The sequence below is a fragment of the Pseudomonas sp. MYb60 genome (assembly GCF_002979555.1).
Classification (GTDB): domain Bacteria; phylum Pseudomonadota; class Gammaproteobacteria; order Pseudomonadales; family Pseudomonadaceae; genus Aquipseudomonas.
Window position 1 is genome coordinate 268,312 of sequence record NZ_PCOZ01000001.1, and the last position, 16,843, is coordinate 285,154.

The 16,843-nt window shown below is 62.1% G+C and carries 17 protein-coding genes; 8 read left to right on the forward strand and 9 right to left on the reverse strand.

Going from position 1 to position 16,843, the window contains the following annotated elements:
* Positions 1–52 precede the first annotated feature (52 nt).
* Together CQ041_RS01260 and CQ041_RS01265 are read right to left on the reverse strand one after the other, a co-directional pair.
* On the reverse strand, positions 53–994 hold the full coding sequence (locus tag CQ041_RS01260; RefSeq protein ID WP_105520750.1) for a FecR domain-containing protein: 942 nt from the start codon (positions 992–994) through the stop codon (positions 53–55).
* On the reverse strand, positions 991–1,479 hold the full coding sequence (locus CQ041_RS01265) for a sigma-70 family RNA polymerase sigma factor (protein ID WP_105520968.1): 489 nt from the start codon (positions 1,477–1,479) through the stop codon (positions 991–993). The genes CQ041_RS01260 and CQ041_RS01265 overlap by 4 nt, the downstream gene beginning before the upstream one ends.
* Positions 1,480–1,649: 170 nt before the next feature.
* Here CQ041_RS01265 and CQ041_RS01270 point away from each other — a divergent pair, with 170 nt between their 5' ends.
* Genes CQ041_RS01270 through CQ041_RS01290 form a run of 5 tightly spaced genes read left to right on the forward strand, consistent with a single transcriptional unit; the run spans position 1,650 to position 5,411 of the window.
* On the forward strand, positions 1,650–1,952 hold the full coding sequence (locus CQ041_RS01270; RefSeq protein ID WP_105520749.1) for a DUF3649 domain-containing protein: 303 nt from the start codon (positions 1,650–1,652) through the stop codon (positions 1,950–1,952).
* The gene (locus CQ041_RS01275; RefSeq protein ID WP_105520748.1) at positions 1,949–3,523 is read left to right on the forward strand and encodes a PepSY domain-containing protein; all 1,575 of its coding nucleotides are present in this window, start codon (positions 1,949–1,951) and stop codon (positions 3,521–3,523) included. The genes CQ041_RS01270 and CQ041_RS01275 overlap by 4 nt, the downstream gene beginning before the upstream one ends.
* On the forward strand, positions 3,524–3,850 hold the full coding sequence (locus CQ041_RS01280) for a DUF3325 domain-containing protein (RefSeq protein WP_105520747.1): 327 nt from the start codon (positions 3,524–3,526) through the stop codon (positions 3,848–3,850).
* Positions 3,851–3,861: 11 nt separating this feature from the next.
* Positions 3,862–4,437: an RNA polymerase sigma factor gene (locus tag CQ041_RS01285; protein ID WP_105520746.1), complete on the forward strand. Its 576-nt coding sequence runs from the start codon at positions 3,862–3,864 to the stop codon at positions 4,435–4,437.
* Positions 4,434–5,411: a FecR family protein gene (locus CQ041_RS01290; protein ID WP_105520745.1), complete on the forward strand. Its 978-nt coding sequence runs from the start codon at positions 4,434–4,436 to the stop codon at positions 5,409–5,411. Before CQ041_RS01285 ends, CQ041_RS01290 begins: the two co-directional genes overlap by 4 nt.
* Here the strand turns inward: CQ041_RS01290 and CQ041_RS01295 are convergent, their stop codons facing one another.
* Together CQ041_RS01295 and yejK are read right to left on the reverse strand one after the other, a co-directional pair.
* Entirely contained in the window at positions 5,412–5,762 is a 351-nt protein-coding gene (locus tag CQ041_RS01295) for a glutaredoxin family protein (RefSeq protein ID WP_105520744.1), read from the reverse strand.
* Complete coding sequence (yejK, locus tag CQ041_RS01300) at positions 5,762–6,766, reverse strand: nucleoid-associated protein YejK (RefSeq protein WP_003171997.1); 1,005 nt, start codon at positions 6,764–6,766, stop codon at positions 5,762–5,764. The genes CQ041_RS01295 and yejK overlap by 1 nt, the downstream gene beginning before the upstream one ends.
* 396 nt (positions 6,767–7,162) lie before the next feature.
* Between yejK and CQ041_RS01305 the strand changes: the two genes are divergently transcribed.
* Entirely contained in the window at positions 7,163–7,444 is a 282-nt protein-coding gene (locus CQ041_RS01305) for an HU family DNA-binding protein (RefSeq protein WP_003188840.1), read from the forward strand.
* A 178-nt stretch (positions 7,445–7,622) separates the two neighbouring features.
* Here CQ041_RS01305 and rlmF read toward each other — a convergent pair whose 3' ends face one another.
* The 5 genes from rlmF to CQ041_RS01330 all read right to left on the reverse strand — a co-directional run bounded on the left by rlmF (position 7,623) and on the right by CQ041_RS01330 (position 14,307).
* Positions 7,623–8,642 carry a 23S rRNA (adenine(1618)-N(6))-methyltransferase RlmF gene (rlmF, locus tag CQ041_RS01310; RefSeq protein WP_105520743.1) on the reverse strand — a complete coding sequence of 340 codons (1,020 nt, stop codon included), beginning with the start codon at positions 8,640–8,642 and terminating at the stop codon, positions 7,623–7,625.
* Positions 8,643–8,880: 238 nt separating this feature from the next.
* Positions 8,881–11,727 carry a valine--tRNA ligase gene (locus CQ041_RS01315; protein WP_105520742.1) on the reverse strand — a complete coding sequence of 949 codons (2,847 nt, stop codon included), beginning with the start codon at positions 11,725–11,727 and terminating at the stop codon, positions 8,881–8,883.
* Between the two features lie 151 nt (positions 11,728–11,878).
* A complete protein-coding gene (locus tag CQ041_RS01320) occupies positions 11,879–12,250 on the reverse strand; it encodes a DNA polymerase III subunit chi (RefSeq protein WP_105520741.1) in 372 nt (123 codons plus the stop codon).
* A gap of 7 nt (positions 12,251–12,257) precedes the next feature.
* A complete protein-coding gene (locus CQ041_RS01325; RefSeq protein ID WP_105520740.1) occupies positions 12,258–12,686 on the reverse strand; it encodes a DNA polymerase III subunit chi in 429 nt (142 codons plus the stop codon).
* A 130-nt stretch (positions 12,687–12,816) separates the two neighbouring features.
* Positions 12,817–14,307 carry a leucyl aminopeptidase gene (locus tag CQ041_RS01330; protein WP_105520739.1) on the reverse strand — a complete coding sequence of 497 codons (1,491 nt, stop codon included), beginning with the start codon at positions 14,305–14,307 and terminating at the stop codon, positions 12,817–12,819.
* A 285-nt stretch (positions 14,308–14,592) separates the two neighbouring features.
* Here CQ041_RS01330 and lptF point away from each other — a divergent pair, with 285 nt between their 5' ends.
* Complete coding sequence (gene lptF / locus CQ041_RS01335; protein ID WP_105520738.1) at positions 14,593–15,711, forward strand: LPS export ABC transporter permease LptF; 1,119 nt, start codon at positions 14,593–14,595, stop codon at positions 15,709–15,711.
* Positions 15,704–16,783, forward strand: coding sequence for an LPS export ABC transporter permease LptG (gene lptG / locus CQ041_RS01340; protein ID WP_105520737.1), 1,080 nt, complete (start codon positions 15,704–15,706; stop codon positions 16,781–16,783). Before lptF ends, lptG begins: the two co-directional genes overlap by 8 nt.
* Positions 16,784–16,843 lie beyond the last annotated feature (60 nt).

Consider the following 16,843-nt stretch of genomic DNA (forward strand, 5'->3'; position numbering starts at 1 on the left):
CTTCTCTGTCACGCGAGGTGCGGAAAACGGCTCAGCGGTTATTCAGTTTTTTTCAGGCGCGTGCCTGGACGGTCACCCAGTAGCGGGTAAAACGCCGCACTTTGACCGGCAGACTGACTTCCAACAGGTCGAGAATGCGCTCGTTGTCGTCCAGCGGGTAGCTGCCGGAGATCAGCAGGTTGGCCACCTGCGCATCGCAATTGACCTGGCCCCGGCGATAGCGCCCGAGTTCGCCGAGGAAATCTTCCAGGCGCATGTGGGCCGCCACCAGCATGCCGTCGGCCCAGGCGCCGCTGTTGGCGTCTGTGGCGCGCGGGGTGTCCCAGCCCTTGCGGGTGAAATTGACCTGACGCGCCGTCTCGACCGTCAATGGCAGCCCGCTGTAGGTGTTGGGCATCACCTCGACCTGGCCGTCGAGGACTGCCAGCTGGGTGTGGTCATTGAACTGGCGCACGTTGAAGCGCGCCGCGTGGCTGGTGAGCAGGCCTTGGCCGGTAAGTACCCGCAAAGGGCTCGCGCCAGCGGCGGCGGTCAGCAGAATCTCGCCTTCGAGCAGGCGCACCAGGCGCTGCTGGCCGTCGAACTGCACATCCACCGCACTGCCGGTGTTGAGTTGCAACTGGCTGCCATCGGCCAATCGCACGGTGCGCCGTTGCCCGACCGGGCTGCGGTAGTCGGCGCTCAGCGGCGGCAGGATATGGTGCTGGCGCAGGCTCCAGGCCGCGGCCGTGCCGGCGCCGAGAATCAGCAGCAGCTTGAGGGCCTGGCGACGGCTGCTGGAGGTTGGTGCGTTCAGCGCCGCGTGGGCCAGGGGGGAGGGCATGCCGCGCAAGCGCTGGTTGACGCGTTGCATATGGTCCCAGGCGCGCTGGTGCTCACTGTGGGCATTCAGCCATTGCTGCCAGGCTGCCTGTTGGCGCGGGTTGAGCCCGCCTTGCTGCATTTCCATCAGCCATTGCACGGCTTGTTCGGCGACTTGGGTCGAGAAATTCATAGGGCAAAATAGCAGCGCATGGCCGCCTTGGTCAGGTGGCGTTTGACGGTGGCGATGGAGATGCCCAGCTCAGCGCCGATCTGCGCGTAGGTCAGGCCATCGAGCTGGGCCAGCAGGAACGCGCGCTTGACCTGTACCGGCAGGCCGTCGAGCAGTTGGTCCAATTCCACCAGGGTTTGCATGATGATTGCGCGGTCTTCTTCGGACGGCGCGATGTGTTCGGGCATGTGCGCCAGGGCATCGAGGTAGGCGCGTTCCAGGTCCTGGCGGCGGTAGAAGTTGAACAGCACGCGCTTGGCCACGGTGGTCAGGAAGGCGCGCGGCTCCACCAGCGTCGGGGTTTCCCGTGCCGTCAGTACGCGGATAAAGGTGTCTTGCGCCAGGTCGGCGGCGCTTTCCGGGCAGCCGAGTTTGCGACGCAACCAGCCGGTGAGCCAGCGATGGTGGTCGGTGTACAGAACTTCGACGTTGTTGGATGGCGGCAACGCAATCACTCCGCAAGCATCGGCATGCTTTAGAGAACAGGAATTATTCGCATTGTAGGGTGCGGGGCGGGCTTCGGCAATCCGCCAGGAGGGCTGTTTTATCGGTTCTGTTTTGCTTATGAGAATATTTATCATTAATATTGCGTGCTGACGAACCTGGCGCCTTCCGCATGAAAAGCAAACCCTCGCTGCCGCTCTCCTACCGTCTCGGTGTCACCTCGCGTGTGCTGGCTGCCGTGTTAGGGGGCTACCTGATGGCTTCCCTGGCGGCGATTTGCCTGGCGCTGTGGATGCCCACGTCCCGTGCCGATGCCGTCATTACGGGCATGATGAGTTCTTTCGTATTCTATTTACTGGCCGTGCTCTGGTGTTTCGCCTGCCGCAGCGCCGCCCGCGCGTGGTTCGGCGTGATGCTGCCCAGTGCACTGTTTGCGACCTTGGCGGGTGTGGGTTTCTGGATGACACGGACATGAAAGAGGGATTTCGCCAGGCCATGGCCTGGTTGCACACCTGGGCCGGGTTGATCTTCGGCTGGCTGCTGTTTGCGATTTTTCTGACCGGTACCCTGGCGTATTTCAAGGATGAAATCAGCCACTGGATGCAGCCCGAAGTGCAGGCCCATCCCGTGGATGACGCCCGCAGCCTGAACGTCGCCCAAGCCTACCTGCAACAGGTCGCGCCCACTGCTGCGCGCTGGTTCATCACCTTGCCGGACAGTCGCGATCCCGGCCTCTCGGTCATGTGGCAAGACAAGGTAGACCCCACCCGGCGCGGCAATTTCATCCAGAAAACCCTCGACCCGGTCAGCGGCGAAGCCGTCGAGGCCCGTGAAAGCATGGGGGGCGAATTCTTCTACCGCTTCCACTTCCAGTTGCAGATGCCTCATCCCTGGGGCCGCTGGTTGTCCACCATCGCGGCCATGGTGATGTTCGTCGCGCTGATCACCGGCATCATCACCCACAAGAAAATCTTCAAGGACTTCTTTACCTTCCGCCCGCGCAAGGGCCAGCGCTCCTGGCTCGACGGGCATAACGCGGTCGGTGTGCTGGTGCTGCCGTTCCACCTGATGATCACCTACAGCAGCCTGGTGATCTTCATGAGCATGGTGATGCCGGCGCCGATCCTGGCCTCCTACAACAACGACGCCCGCGCGTTCTTCAACGAGGTATTCCCGGCCACCAACAACGCGCCGGCCCTGGGCCAGCCCGGCCAGTTGCAGCCTTTACTGCCGATGTACGAGGCGGCGCGGGCGCAATGGGCGGGTGGTCATGTGGGGCGCATCGCGGTCAATAACCCTGGCGACGTGAACGCCTCGGTGAACATCTCGCGTACCGGCTCCGACCGCGTGGCGCATGACTTCAGCAGTACCGTGTCGTTCAACGGCAACACCGGCGAGCTGTTGCGGGTCAGCGGCGGGCAATCGTTGCCGGCGATGATCGGCGGCAGTTTCTATGGCCTGCACATGGGCCATTTCGCCGGCCCGGTGCTGCGCTGGCTGTACTTTATCTGCGGCCTGGCAGGCACGGCGATGATCGGCACCGGGCTGGTGATCTGGCTCGGCAAGCGCCAGCTCAAGCATGCCAGGACCGGCGTGATGCCGTTTGAATTGCGCCTGGTGGAAGTGCTGAACATCGCCAGCATGTCCGGGCTGGTGATCGCCATCGCCGCGTTCTTCTGGACCAATCGCCTGCTACCGGTGAGCTTCGCCGAACGTTCGGGCTGGGAAGTCCAAACCTTCTTCATCGCCTGGGGCCTGAGCCTGTTGCACGCGATGTTGCGTCGCGGCCGCCAGGGCTGGGTCGAGCAATTGGGCCTGGGCGCGGTGTTGTTTGCTGCAATCCCGCTGCTGAATGCGCTGACGACGCCGTACCCTTTGGGTACGTCCCTGGCGAGGGGCGACTGGGCCATGGCCGGCTTTGACCTGACCTGCCTGGCCAGTGGCCTGTTCCTTGGCTGGGCCGCCTGGAAAATGCAGCATCGCAGCGCGCCCCAACCCAAGGCCGAGCGTGCACGGCCACTGACCCTCAAGCAGGAGTCGAACTGAATGCTGCTTGCACTGCTGATGTGCTACGCCGGGTTTACCGCACTGTGCCTGTCCACCGACCGCCATCACGGTGAACTGCTGCGCAGCAAACCTTCGCCCCAACGTCGCCTGGCGTTGCGTGGGGCGGGGTGGCTGTTGCTGATCGTGTCGATATGGCCTGCCGTGACCGTCGCCGGTTGGAGCCAGGGCCTGGTGGAGTGGTGCGCCGTGCTGATGCTCAGCGCATTGCTGCTGGTGCTGTTGTTGCCGTATCGGCCAAGGCTGGCCTTGATCCTGGCCGGTGTCGGCCTGTTGGCCAGCCCTGTTGCGGCCTTCGCCACCCTCTGAGCCCAGCGCCGATGATCAGCACCCCACCCGAGTCCCAGGACCGCCCGCACGTTGATGGGGCGGGTGGGCGTGCGCATTTCCTGCAGGTGTTCCTCTCCCAGCGTTCGCAGATGGAAGCGCTGGTGAGTCGTCGCGTCGGTTGCCGTGCGACGGCGGCCGATCTGGTGCAGGATTTGTTCCTGCGTTTCTGGCGCCGGCCTCTGGTGCAGGTCGAGGAGCTCAGCACTTACCTGTTGCGCTGCGCCGGCAACATCGCCATCGACCATCTGCGCAGCGAAGGCGCGCGGGCACGCAGCAGTGAAAGTTGGCTGCCCGAGCTGCAGCACAACCAAAGCTCCGAACCCCAGGCCGCGCTGGAGGCCGGCAACGACTTGCGCCACGTTGAAGCCGCCTTGCGCAGCCTGCCGGAGCGCACCCGGCAGATTTTCCTGCTCAACCGCATCCACGGCCGCAAATACGCCGAAATCGCCAAGGCCATGGGCCTGTCCCAAAGCGCCGTGGAAAAACATATGATGCGGGCCCTCGAAGCCTGCAAGGCCAGCCTTCGCGAACCCTCATCGCCACGCACGCCAGGGAAAGCACCGTGAACCCCATCCCAACGCCCGACCAGGAACACGCCGCACTGGCCTGGCTGAGCCTGCTGCACGACCAACCCAGCAGCGGCGACCAGGCCACGTTCAGCCAGTGGTTGCGTGCCGACCCCGCCCATGCCGAAGCCTATTCTCAGGCTCAGGTGTTGTGGGAATTGAGTGACGGGCCAGCGCGAAAACTGGCAGACGAAGACGCCTTCGCCTTGCAGGGGTACCTCAACGCGATGACCACCTCCCGGCGCACGCGGGTACTGCGCTGGTCTGGTGCGCTGGCCATGGCCGCGTGCCTGCTGCTGATGGTGTCCATGGGCGCAGGCTGGCAGCCGTCGCGCTGGGTCGACGATTTCGGCGCCGACTATGTGACGGCGCCGGGGGAAGTGAAGACCTTCACCCTGGCCGACCAGTCCCAAGTCACGCTGGATGCGGACAGCGCGATCGACGTGGACTTCAGCCATGGCGAACGGCATATCCAGTTGCGCCGTGGCGCAGGGTTTTTCCAGGTGACCCACACCGGTCAATCCTTTGTGGTCGAGGCGGGGAGCGGTGAAGCACGCGTGCTCGGCACCCAGTTCGAAGTGCGCCTGCAACCGGCCGGTGCCGAGGTGACCGTGTTGTCGGGGCGGGTTGGGGTGACGCCGGCCAAGCAGGGCCAACAGCAAATTCTTGCGGCCGGCCAGCAAGTGGCCTACGCCGATGGCGTCGCCGAGCCCCTGCACGCCGTGGACAGCGAATCACGGCTGGCCTGGCGCGAGGGTTGGCTCAATTACTACAAGGCGCCGCTGGCGGACGTGGTCAAGGATCTGCAGCGCTACTACCCCGGGCGCATCCTGCTGCTCAACGAACAGCTGGGTGCCCGGCGCGTCAGCGGCAGCTTTCCGAGCAAAGACCCGCAGGCGGTATTGAAGGCGTTGCAGGCGGTGTTGGGGTTCGAGCAGCACAGCCTGCTGGGCCGAGTGATCGTGGTGCGCTGATTACTCCAGCGCGGCCATGATCTTCTCGGGGCTGTAGTCGCGGATCAACGTGCCGTTTACATCCACGAAAGGGATCCCGCCGCCGCCCAGCGCCTCATACGCCTTGCGGGCCTGGGCGTCCTTCTCGATATCGAACGCCTGGTAGGGAATGCCCTTCTGGTCGAGGAAGCGGCGGATCTGCTTGCAGTAGCCGCACCACTCGGTGGCATAGAGCGTCACGCGTGCTGAAGCACGCACTTGCTCAGGCGCCACCTGCGACGGGTTGAACACCCGCTCGATCTTGCCCCAGTTCTGAATGACCACCACCACCAGCAACACCAGCAGGACTTTCTTGAGCACCCCGCCGAGCATCAGTTACGGCGCTTGAGCTGGTCGGTCAGTTGGGTCGGCAGGCCCTTGATGATCAAGGTGCCGGCGGCTTCGTCGTATTCGATCTTGTCGCCCAGCAGGTGCGCTTCAAAGCTGATGGACAAACCTTCAGCGCGTCCGGTGAAGCGGCGGAACTGGTTGAGGGTGCGCTTATCCGCAGGAATCTCCGGCGACAGGCCGTAATCCTTGTTACGGATGTGGTCATAGAACGCTTTAGGCCGATCTTCATCGATCAAGCCCGAGAGTTCTTCCAGGCCCATCGGCTCGCCGAGCTTGGCTTGGCTGCTGGCATAGTCCACCAGGGTCTTGGTTTTCTCGCGGGCGGATTCGTCCGGCAGGTCTTCGCTTTCGACGAAGTCACTGAACGCCTTGAGCAGGGTGCGGGTTTCGCCCGGGCCGTCGACGCCTTCCTGACAACCGATGAAGTCGCGGAAGTACTCCGAGACTTTCTTGCCGTTCTTGCCCTTGATAAACGAGATGTACTGCTTGGACTGCTTGTTGTTCTGCCACTCGGAGACGTTGATGCGCGCCGCCAGGTGCAACTGGCCCAGGTCCAGGTGGCGCGACGGTGTCACGTCCAGCTCGTCGGTGACGGCCACGCCTTCACTGTGGTGCAGCAGGGCGATGGCGAGGTAGTCGGTCATGCCTTGCTGGTAATGGGCAAACAGCACGTGGCCGCCGGTGGAGAGGTTGGACTCTTCCATCAGCTTTTGCAGGTGCTCCACCGCTGTGCGACTGAAGGTGGTGAAATCCTGGCCACCGTCGAAATACTCCTTCAACCAGCCGCTGAACGGGTGCGCGCCGGATTCGGCATGGAAAAACCCCCAGGCCTTGCCTTGTTTGGCGTTGTAGCTCTCGTTGAGGTCGGCAAGCATGTTCTCGATGGCTGCCGATTCGGACAGCTCCGAATCGCGGGCGTGCAGAACTGCGGGTGTGCCGTCGGGTTTTTTGTCGATCAGGTGGACGATGCAATGACGGATCGGCATGGGCTTCTCGGCTGGTTGAAGGGGAGCGGTCGGCCTCCCCGAAAAGTCGCCCAGTGTACCGCACCCATTGGCCAAGACACGCGCCGAAGGGCGTTTTGGTGGTGGTCCGACGGCCCATATTCCTTTTTTTCACGGTTTAGAGCGATAAAGCTGACCAAATGGGTAGGTAGAGGCGGATATTTCCCCGTCTCTGTGCTAGTTTTGCCCCGTCTTGCGCCAAGTCTCGGCGTTAAGCGTGCATTCAGCATCTGTCAGGTCGAACCAATCCCCGTTTCAAGTATCTATAACCCCGAACTTCGTGGTTATGGTCGGGGGTGCCAGGCCTTGACGGTCGGGCTCGATGGCTGACACTGCACTCTGCAATCCATATGAATTTGATAGGGAAGGAACACCACAATGGCTATTACTAAAGACCAACTGATCGCTGACCTGGCTGAAGCAGTAGACGCACCGAAAACTACCGTGCGCGCCCTGCTGGACCAACTGAGCCAAGTGGTTGCTGATCAGCTGGAAAACGGCGGCGAAATCACTCTGCCAGGCGTTGGCAAACTGAAAGTGACCGAGCGTCCTGCCCGTACTGGCCGTAACCCTTCGACTGGCGCTGCCATCGAAATCGCTGCCAAGAAAGTTATCAAGCTGGTTGTGGCCAAAGGCCTGACCGACGCTGTTAACAAGTAAGACGCAGCAAAAAAAACCGTGCGCCGGAGTGATCCGGGCACGGTTTTTTGTTGCCTGCGATTTGTAGGAGCGGGCTTGCCCGCGAAAATCGTCAACGATTACGTGGGCTGCCTGGTTTCCCGCGGTGTCCTTGCGTTTTTCGCGAGCAAGCTCGCTCCTACAGTGAAGCGGGCCTGTATTAGTCGCGCACCCAGCGCTGGCGCCAGATCTGCTGTTCGTTCTTGGTCTGGAAGGTCCAGGCCACGAAGCGGCTCTGTTTCTGCCCCTGGGACATTTCCACCACCTGGCTTTCCAACACGCCAGCCTTTCTCAGGGCCGTCTCGATTACAGGCAGGTTCGACGCTTTTGACACCAGGGTGCTGAACCACAACACCTTGTGGGCAAAGTGCGCGCTCTCGGCGATCAACTGCGTGACAAAACGCGCCTCACCGCCTTCACACCACAGCTCAGCAGACTGGCCACCGAAATTCAGGACCGGCAATTTGCGTTTCGGATCAGCCTTGCCCAAGGCACGCCATTTACGCTCGCTGCCCTTGGTGGCTTCATCCATGGACGCATGGAACGGCGGGTTGCACATGGTCAGGTCAAAACGCTCGCCCGGCTCCAGCAGGCCCAGCAGGATCTGCTTGGGGTTGGTTTGCTGGCGAAGTTGAATCACCTTGCTCAGGTCGTTGGACTGCACAATAGCCTTGGCGGCGGCCACGGCGATAGGGTCGACTTCCGAACCCAGGAAGTTCCAGCGGTACTCCATGTAGCCAATCAGCGGATAGACGCAGTTGGCGCCCATGCCGATGTCCAGCACCTTGACGATCGAGCCACGCGGGATCTTGCCGTCGTTGTTGCTGGCCAGCAGGTCGGCGAGGAAGTGCACGTAGTCTGCACGCCCCGGTACCGGTGGGCACAGGTAGTCAGCCGGGATGTCCCAATGCTGGATGCCATAGAACGATTTGAGCAGCGCCCGGTTGAACACCCGCACCGCATCCGGGCTGGCGAAGTCGATGCTCTCTTTGCCATAGGGGTTGATGATCACGTACTTCGCCAGTTCCGGCGTGGTCTTGATCAGTGCCGGGAAGTCGTAACGGCCTGTGTGGCGGTTGCGAGGGTGCAGGGTGGCCTCCTTGCGCGGCACGACGGGCTTGGCCGTGGCGGCGGTTTTAGGCTTCTTGCGGGGAGGCTTGGGCGTGCTCGGGGTGGTCATGATGATTCTGGGGTTGGCTCAATGTGGCGGGTATTGTCACACATCTTGGAGGCAACTCGGTCAACTGTGGGAGGGGGCTTGCCCCCGATGGCGGTGTATCAGCCAATTTGTAGGTTGCTGACACACTGCTGTCGGGGACAAGCCCCCTGCCACATTGACTGTCTTGCCAGCCTGGCACCGGGGAATGTCGGGCAAAAAAAAGAGACCCGAAGGTCTCTTTTTTCACACAGGTTCCAGGTTACAGGCTGGAAATCCGTGCATGTTGCTCCGCCAGTTTGCCCAAGGCCTGTTCAGCCTCGGCCAACTTGGCGCGCTCTTTCTCGATCACTTCGGCTGGCGCCTTGTCGACGAACGCCGCGTTGGACAGCTTGCCGCCCACGCGCTGCACTTCGCCTTGCAGACGCGCAATCTCTTTGTCGAGACGGGCCAGTTCGGCGCCCTTGTCGATCAGGCCGGCCATCGGCACCAACACTTCCATATCGCCCACCAGTGCGGTGGCGGAAAGAGGGGCTTCGGCGCCGTCCGCCAATACAGTGATCGACTCCAGCTTTGCCAGCTTCTTGAGCAACGCATCGTTCTCAGTGAGACGACGCTGGTCTTCGGCACTGGCGTTCTTCACAAACACGGCCAACGGCTTGCCCGGCCCGATGTTCATCTCGGCGCGGATGTTGCGCGTGCCGAGCATCAGGGTCTTGAGCCATTCGATATCGCTTTCGGCCGCCTCATCGATGCGTGCTTCGTTGGCCACTGGCCAAGGTTGCAGCATGATGGTCTTGCCTTCGATACCGGCCAGCGGCGCCAGGCGCTGCCAGATTTCTTCGGTGATGAACGGCATGAACGGGTGCGCCAGGCGCAGCGCCACTTCCAATACGCGCACCAGCGTGCGACGGGTGCCGCGCTGGCGCTCGATCGGTGCGTTTTCGTCCCACAGCACGGGCTTGGACAGTTCCAGGTACCAGTCGCAATACTGGTTCCAGATGAACTCGTACAAGGCCTGTGCGGCCAGGTCGAAACGGAACTGGTCGAGCTGGCGGGTCACTTCGGCTTCGGTGCGCTGCAACTGCGAGATGATCCAGCGATCCGCCAGGCTCAGCTCGTAGGCTTCGCCGTTCTGGCCGCAATCTTCGCCTTTGTCCAGCACGTAGCGCGCGGCGTTCCAGATCTTGTTGCAGAAGTTGCGATAGCCTTCGACGCGGCCCATGTCGAACTTGATGTCGCGACCGGTGGATGCCAGCGAGCAGAACGTGAAGCGCAGGGCGTCGGTGCCGTAGCTGGCGATGCCGTCGGCGAACTCGTCGCGGGTCTGCTTCTCGATCTTTTTCGCGAGCTTCGGCTGCATCAGGCCCGAGGTGCGTTTCTGCACCAGGGTTTCCAGGTCGATGCCGTCGATGATGTCCAGCGGGTCCAGGACGTTGCCCTTGGACTTGGACATCTTCTGGCCCTGGCCATCACGCACCAGGCCGTGTACGTACACGGTCTTGAACGGAACCTGCGGCGTGCCGTCCTCGTTCTTCACCAGGTGCATGGTCAGCATGATCATCCGGGCAACCCAGAAGAAAATGATGTCGAAACCGGTGACCAGCACGTCGGTGGAGTGGAATTTCTTCAGGAATTCGGTCTGCTGCGGCCAGCCCAGGGTGGAGAAGGTCCACAGGCCCGAGCTGAACCAGGTGTCCAGTACGTCGTTGTCCTGTTGCAGCGCTACGTCGGCACCGAGGTTGTGCTTGGCGCGCACTTCGGCTTCGTCGCGGCCTACATAGACCTTGCCCGACTCGTCGTACCAGGCCGGAATGCGGTGGCCCCACCACAGTTGACGGCTGATGCACCAATCCTGGATGTCGCGCATCCACGAGAAGTACATGTTCTCGTACTGTTTCGGCACAAACTGGATGCGCCCATCTTCCACGGCGGCGATGGCGGGTTCTGCCAACGGCTTGGTGGACACGTACCACTGGTCGGTCAGCCACGGCTCGATCACCGTGCCGGAGCGGTCGCCCTTCGGCACTTTCAGGCCGTGGTCGTCAACGCTCACCAGCAAGCCGGCGGCGTCAAAGGCGGCGACGATCTGCTTGCGCGCTTCGAAACGGTCGAGGCCGGCGTATTCGGCCGGGATCTTGCCGTCGATGCTGTCGTTCAGCGTACCGTCCAGGTTGAACACCTGGCAGGCCGGCAGTACGGCGGCGTTTTTGTCGAAGATGTTCAGCAGCGGCAGGTTGTGGCGCTTGCCGACTTCGTAGTCGTTGAAATCGTGGGCCGGGGTGATTTTCACGCAGCCGGTGCCGAATTCAGGGTCGCAGTAATCGTCCGCGATGATCGGGATGCGGCGGCCCACCAGCGGCAGCTCGACGAACTTGCCGATCAGTGCCTGGTAGCGTTCGTCATTCGGGTTGACCGCGACGGCGGCGTCGCCGAGCATGGTTTCCGGACGGGTGGTGGCGACGATCAGGTAGTCGTTGCCTTCAGCGGTCTTGGCGCCGTCGGCCAGCGGGTACTTGAGGTTCCACAGGAAGCCTTTTTCGTCGTGGTTTTCCACTTCGAGGTCGGAAATCGCCGTGTGCAACTTGGTGTCCCAGTTGACCAGGCGCTTGCCGCGGTAGATCAGGCCGTCTTCATGCAGGCGCACGAAAGCTTCTTTCACAGCTTCCGACAGGCCGTCGTCCATGGTGAAGCGTTCGCGGCTCCAATCGACGGACGAGCCTAGGCGACGGATCTGACGGCTGATGTTGCCGCCGGACTGGTCTTTCCATTCCCAGATTTTCTCCAGGAATTTCTCGCGGCCCAGGTCGTGGCGGCTCTGGCCGGTGGCTTCGAGTTGGCGTTCTACCAGCATTTGGGTGGCGATACCGGCGTGGTCGGTACCTGGCTGCCACAGGGTGTTGCGGCCCTGCATGCGGCGGAAACGGATCAACGCATCCATGATCGCATTGTTGAAGCCATGGCCCATGTGCAGGCTGCCAGTGACGTTCGGTGGCGGAATCATGATGGTGTAGGAATCGCCCGCGCCTTGCGGGGCGAAATAATTCTCGGATTCCCAGGTGTTGTACCAGGAAGTTTCGATAGCGTGCGGCTGGTAGGTCTTATCCATGCGCGGCGGGACCCTAGTTGGCATTTATTCAGGAAAGCCGGCAAGTATAACGGGGGATAGGGCGTAGGGCGAGGTGAAGACAGGCTTGTAATGCTGGGGGAGCAAATGCGGGAGGGGGCTTGCCCCCTCCCACAGGGGAGTCATGCAAGGGTCAGGATTGATACTGGCTGAGCAACCGCTCCATCCGCGCATCCAGGCGACGCTTGATCTCGGTCTCGATATGCGGGGCAAAGTCGTCGATCACGTCCTGCATGATCAATTGCGCAGCGGCGCGCAGTTCGTTGTCCAGGTGCAGCAGCAGCGCGTCGGGGCCTTTTTCGACTGGCGCGGGTTCTGCAGTCACGGGTTCTGGAGCGGCGGGCTTGGCGCCGACCATGTCGAACAGCAGCGGAATCTGTACCTCGCTCTCGACCGACTCGGTCAACAGCGGCGGTTGCAAATCATCATCACCCAGCAACTGGCGGATCGACTCGAGGTCGTCCAGCAGGTGGTCATCTTTTTTCAGCGGGTTGGGAGTGTCCATCGTGTGCTCAAAGTCGTTGTAGCCGGTGATCTTGCAGAGGATAGCCCTGTTCGCGATAGAAGCGGAAACTCTCCCGCGCGGCCTGACGAATAGCCGGGTCTTCCACCACCACCTCTGCCACGCGGGCGAAGGCCTTGGCGAACGGCGGGACTTTCAGGTCCAGGTTGACCAGCAGGTCCTGGTGATTGCCGCAGCTGTCGCCCAACCCAAGAACCACAATGCCATCAGGTTCGGATTCGGCAGGGCCGTGGGGCACGAAGCTTTCGCCCTTGAAGCGCCACAGGCGGGCATCCAGCTCGTCGCGTTGGGCGGCATCGCTGCAATGCAGGTAGATGCGGTGGCCCATGCGCCAGGCTTTTTCGGTGAGCTTGCAGGCAAAGTCCAGGCGCGCGAGCGGGTCGGCGCTGGGCAATATGTAGAAGTCGACTTGGGTCATTGCGGTTCCTGGAGCACCTCAAAAACTGTAGGAGCGAACTTGCTCGCGAAGAACGTTAACGATGACGCGTTTAATCACGATTAACGCGTTGTCCTCAAGGTTTTCGCGAGCAAGCTCGCTCCTGCAGGGGTCAGGCCTTGGCGCGATCCAGCAGGTACTGGGTCAGCAGGGGCACCGGACGGCCGGTGGCGCCTTTGTCCTTGCCGCCGCTGGTCCAGGCGGTGCCGGCGATGTCCAGGTGAGCCCAGTTGAAGTTCTTGGCAAACCGCGACAGGAAGCACGCCGCAGTGATGGTGCCGGCTTTCGGGCCACCGATATTGGCGATGTCGGCGAACGGGCTGTCCAGCTGTTCCTGGTACTCATCGAACAGCGGCAATTGCCAGGCACGGTCGTCGGCAGACTTGCCGGCGCTGAGCAATTGCTCGATCAGTTCGTCGCTGTTACCCAGCAGGCCCGAAGTGTGGGAGCCCAGGGCGACGATGCAGGCGCCGGTCAGTGTGGCGATGTCGATCACGGCTTGCGGCTTGAAGCGCTCGGCGTAGGTCAGGGCATCGCACAGCACCAGGCGGCCTTCGGCGTCGGTGTTGAGGATTTCGACCGTCTGGCCGCTCATGGTGGTGACGATGTCGCCAGGACGCGCCGCGCCGCCGCTCGGCATGTTCTCGGCACACGCCAGGATGCACACCAGGTTGATCGGCAGCTTCAGCTCCAGCACGGCGCGCAGGGTACCGAACACGCTGGCGGCGCCGCCCATGTCGTACTTCATCTCATCCATGCCGGCACCCGGCTTGAGGCTGATGCCGCCGGTGTCGAAGGTGATGCCTTTACCCACAAGGGCGTAAGGTTTTTCGGATTTCTTGCCGCCGTTGTACTGCATCACGATCAAGCGTGGCGGCTGGTCGCTGCCCTGGCCCACGGCATAGAACGAGCCCATGCCCAGGTCCTTGATCTTTTTCTCATCCAGGACTTCGACCTTCAGGCCCTTGAATTCCTTGCCGAGCGCCTTGGCCTGCTCGCCCAGGAACGTCGGGTGGCAGATGTTTGGCGGCAGGTTGCCCAGGTCGCGGGTGAACGACATGCCGTTGGCGATGGCCGTGGCGTGGGTCGCGGCGCGCTGCACTTCAGCCTGGGCGGCCTTGATGGTCAGCAGGGTGATTTTCTTCAGGGCGCGGGGTTCAGCTTTGGTGCTCTTGAACTGATCGAAAATGTAACCGCCGTCTACCAGTGTTTCGGCCAACAAGCGGGTCTTGCCGTAGCTGTCACGGCCCTTGACGACGATTTCGTCCAGCGCCAGTGCCGCATCGCTGCCGCCCAGGCCCTTGAGGGTGGTGAGGATGCTGCTGATGATCTTGCGGAACGGGCGGTCGCCCAGTTCGGCGTCCTTGCCCACGCCCACCAGCAGCACGCGGTCGGCTTTCAGGTTGGGCAGGCTTTGCAGCAGCAGGCTCTGGCCGACTTTACCGGCCAGGTCGCCGCGCTTGAGGATTGCGCTGATGGCGCCGCCGCTGAGTTCGTCGAGTTGCTTGGCGGCCACGCCGAGGGTGCGGCCTTCGCCGATGGCGACCACGAGGGTGGCGGTTTTCAACGTTTCGGGGCTAACGCTTTTTACAACCAATTCCATTTTCGGGTCCCTTATAAAGGTCTTGAGAGCCTGGCGACTGTACCCAGGCTTTAATGCTTGGCAGCCGTGTAGGCCGCCAGCGACAAAGGCCGCAGTTTGAACCTCGCCGGCGGAGCCTGACAACCCTTGGCACGCGCTTTGTGCATGTGCGTGAGGTTGCGCAGTGACAGGCGCGGTCAATCACAGGATAATGCGCCATCTTTTTAGCTGGCCCTGTTCAAAAGGGCTGACTCGGTATGCTTGCTTGTTTGGCCGCCTTAGCCTGACAACCCTGGAGTGTCTGGTTTGATCGTCTTCCGTTATCTGTCCCGCGAAGTCCTGTTGACCCTGAGTGCCGTGAGTGCGGTATTGCTGGTCATCATCATGAGTGGTCGTTTCGTCAAATACCTGGCCCAGGCTGCCTCCGGCGCCCTGGATCCGGGCTCGTTGTTCCTGATCATGGGCTTTCGCCTGCCAGGGTTCCTGCAACTGATCCTGCCGCTGGGCCTGTTCCTCGGGATCCTGCTGGCCTACGGTCGCCTGTACCTCGAAAGCGAAATGACCGTGCTCTCGGCCACCGGCATGAGCCAGCAACGCCTGCTGGGCATGACCATGATTCCGGCCGCCGGCATCGCGCTGATCGTTGCCTGGCTGAGCATGAGCCTGGCGCCCCAGGGTGCTATGCAGTTCCAGCTGGTGCTGAACAAGCAAGACGCCATGACTGAGTTCGACACCCTCGAGCCGGGTCGCTTCCAGGCCCTCAACGACGGCACTCGCGTGACCTACACCGAGACCCTGACTGAAGACCGTGCCAACCTCGGCGGCGTGTTCATCTCCGAGAAGCGCCTGGGCCAGGACAAGAAAGACCGTGGCATTTCCGTGCTGGTAGCCGACTCCGGCCGCCAGGAAGTGCGCCCGGACGGCAGTCGCTACCTGATCCTGGAAAACGGCTATCGCTATGACGGCAGCCCAGGCCAGGCCGACTATCGCGCCATCCAGTACGACACCTATGGCGTGATGCTGGAGCGTCCGGACGTCAGCGGCGAAGTCACTGACCGCGATGCCATCCCTACCAAGGACCTGTTCGGCAGCAAGGAACTGCGCTCCATTGCCGAGCTGCAATGGCGCCTTTCCCTGCCGTTGCTGGTGTTTATCGTCACCCTGATGGCGGTGCCGCTGTCGCGCGTCAACCCGCGCCAAGGCCGATTCCTCAAGCTGTTGCCGGCGATCCTGCTGTACATGGCTTACCTCACCATCCTGATTTCCGCCCGTGGCGCCCTGGAGAAGGGCAAGCTGTCGCCGACCCTGGGCCTGTGGTGGGTGCACGGCATCTTCCTGGTGATCGGCCTGGGGCTGCTCTATTGGGAACCGATCCGTTTGAACATGAAGAGCCGTCGTGGCCAGAAGGAGTTGGCTCGTGGCTAAGCTCGATCGCTACATTGGTAGCAGCGTACTGATCGCCATTTTGGCGGTATTGGGCATCATCCTGGGCCTGGCCTCGCTGTTTGCCTTCATTGATGAAGTGGGCAGCGTCAGCGACACCTACACCGTGTGGCACGTGCTGAGCTACGTGGCCCTCACCGCGCCGCGCCGTCTCTACGACATGATGCCGATGGCTGCGCTGATCGGCTGCCTCATTGGCCTGGGCAGCCTGGCCAGCAATAGCGAACTCACCATCATGCGCGCCGCCGGTGTGTCCATTGGTCGTATCGTCTGGGCAGTGATGAAACCCATGCTGCTGCTGATGGCGTGCAGCGTGCTGATCGGCGAATACGTGGCGCCACCGGCCGAAACCACCGCCCAGGCCAATCGCGCCCTGGCCCAGGGGTCGGGCGATGCACAAAGTTCCAAGCATGGCCTGTGGCACCGCCAGGGTGATGAATTCATCCACATCAACGCCGTGCAGCCGGGTGGGTTGCTGGTGGGCGTGACCCGCTACACCTTTGACAAGGAACGCCACCTGCTGTCGTCGAGCTTCGCCAAACGTGCGCAGTTCGGTGACGATAAGTGGCAACTGAGCGACATCACCACCACCTACTTCCGCAATGTGGGCCAGGGCACCAAGGCCAGCACCGAAGTGATCAATGTGCCGACTGAAGAGTGGAACATCGCCCTCAAGCCGCAATTGCTCAACACCGTGGTGATGGTCCCGGAAAGCCTGCCGATCTCCGGGCTGTGGGGCTACATTCACTACCTCAAGGACCAGGGCCTGAATAACGGTCGTTACTGGCTGGCGTTCTGGGTCAAGGTGTTGCAGCCAGTGGTGACCGCTGCGCTGGTGCTGATGGCGATCTCGTTCATCTTCGGCCCGCTGCGTTCGGTGACCCTGGGCCAGCGCGTGTTTACCGGCGTGCTGGTGGGCTTCACCTTCCGTATTGCCCAGGACTTGCTCGGCCCGTCGAGCCTGGTGTTCGGTTTCTCGCCGCTGTTTGCCGTGCTGGTACCGACGGCGATCTGTGCCCTGGCCGGCTTCTGGCTGTTGCGCCGCGCCGGTTGAAAGCCTGCTTATGAACAAAAAATGCCCCGGTCGCGAGATCGGGGCATTTTTGTTCTGGTC

Bases quoted from the DNA above. Each gene is read 5' to 3' on its own strand.
- CQ041_RS01295 (WP_105520744.1), bottom strand. From the start codon at position 5,762: ATGCTCGGCGGGGTGCTCAAGAAAGTCCTGCTGGTGTTGCTGGTGGTG.
- CQ041_RS01305 (WP_003188840.1), top strand. From the start codon at position 7,163: ATGGCTATTACTAAAGACCAACTGATCGCTGACCTGGCTGAAGCAGTA.
- CQ041_RS01280 (WP_105520747.1), top strand. From the start codon at position 3,524: ATGCTGCTTGCACTGCTGATGTGCTACGCCGGGTTTACCGCACTGTGC.
- CQ041_RS01325 (WP_105520740.1), bottom strand. From the start codon at position 12,686: ATGACCCAAGTCGACTTCTACATATTGCCCAGCGCCGACCCGCTCGCG.
- CQ041_RS01315 (WP_105520742.1), bottom strand. From the start codon at position 11,727: ATGGATAAGACCTACCAGCCGCACGCTATCGAAACTTCCTGGTACAAC.
- CQ041_RS01330 (WP_105520739.1), bottom strand. From the start codon at position 14,307: ATGGAATTGGTTGTAAAAAGCGTTAGCCCCGAAACGTTGAAAACCGCC.
- CQ041_RS01275 (WP_105520748.1), top strand. From the start codon at position 1,949: ATGAAAGAGGGATTTCGCCAGGCCATGGCCTGGTTGCACACCTGGGCC.
- CQ041_RS01260 (WP_105520750.1), bottom strand. From the start codon at position 994: ATGAATTTCTCGACCCAAGTCGCCGAACAAGCCGTGCAATGGCTGATG.
- rlmF (WP_105520743.1), bottom strand. From the start codon at position 8,642: ATGACCACCCCGAGCACGCCCAAGCCTCCCCGCAAGAAGCCTAAAACC.
- CQ041_RS01320 (WP_105520741.1), bottom strand. From the start codon at position 12,250: ATGGACACTCCCAACCCGCTGAAAAAAGATGACCACCTGCTGGACGAC.
- CQ041_RS01270 (WP_105520749.1), top strand. From the start codon at position 1,650: ATGAAAAGCAAACCCTCGCTGCCGCTCTCCTACCGTCTCGGTGTCACC.
- yejK (WP_003171997.1), bottom strand. From the start codon at position 6,766: ATGCCGATCCGTCATTGCATCGTCCACCTGATCGACAAAAAACCCGAC.
- CQ041_RS01285 (WP_105520746.1), top strand. From the start codon at position 3,862: ATGATCAGCACCCCACCCGAGTCCCAGGACCGCCCGCACGTTGATGGG.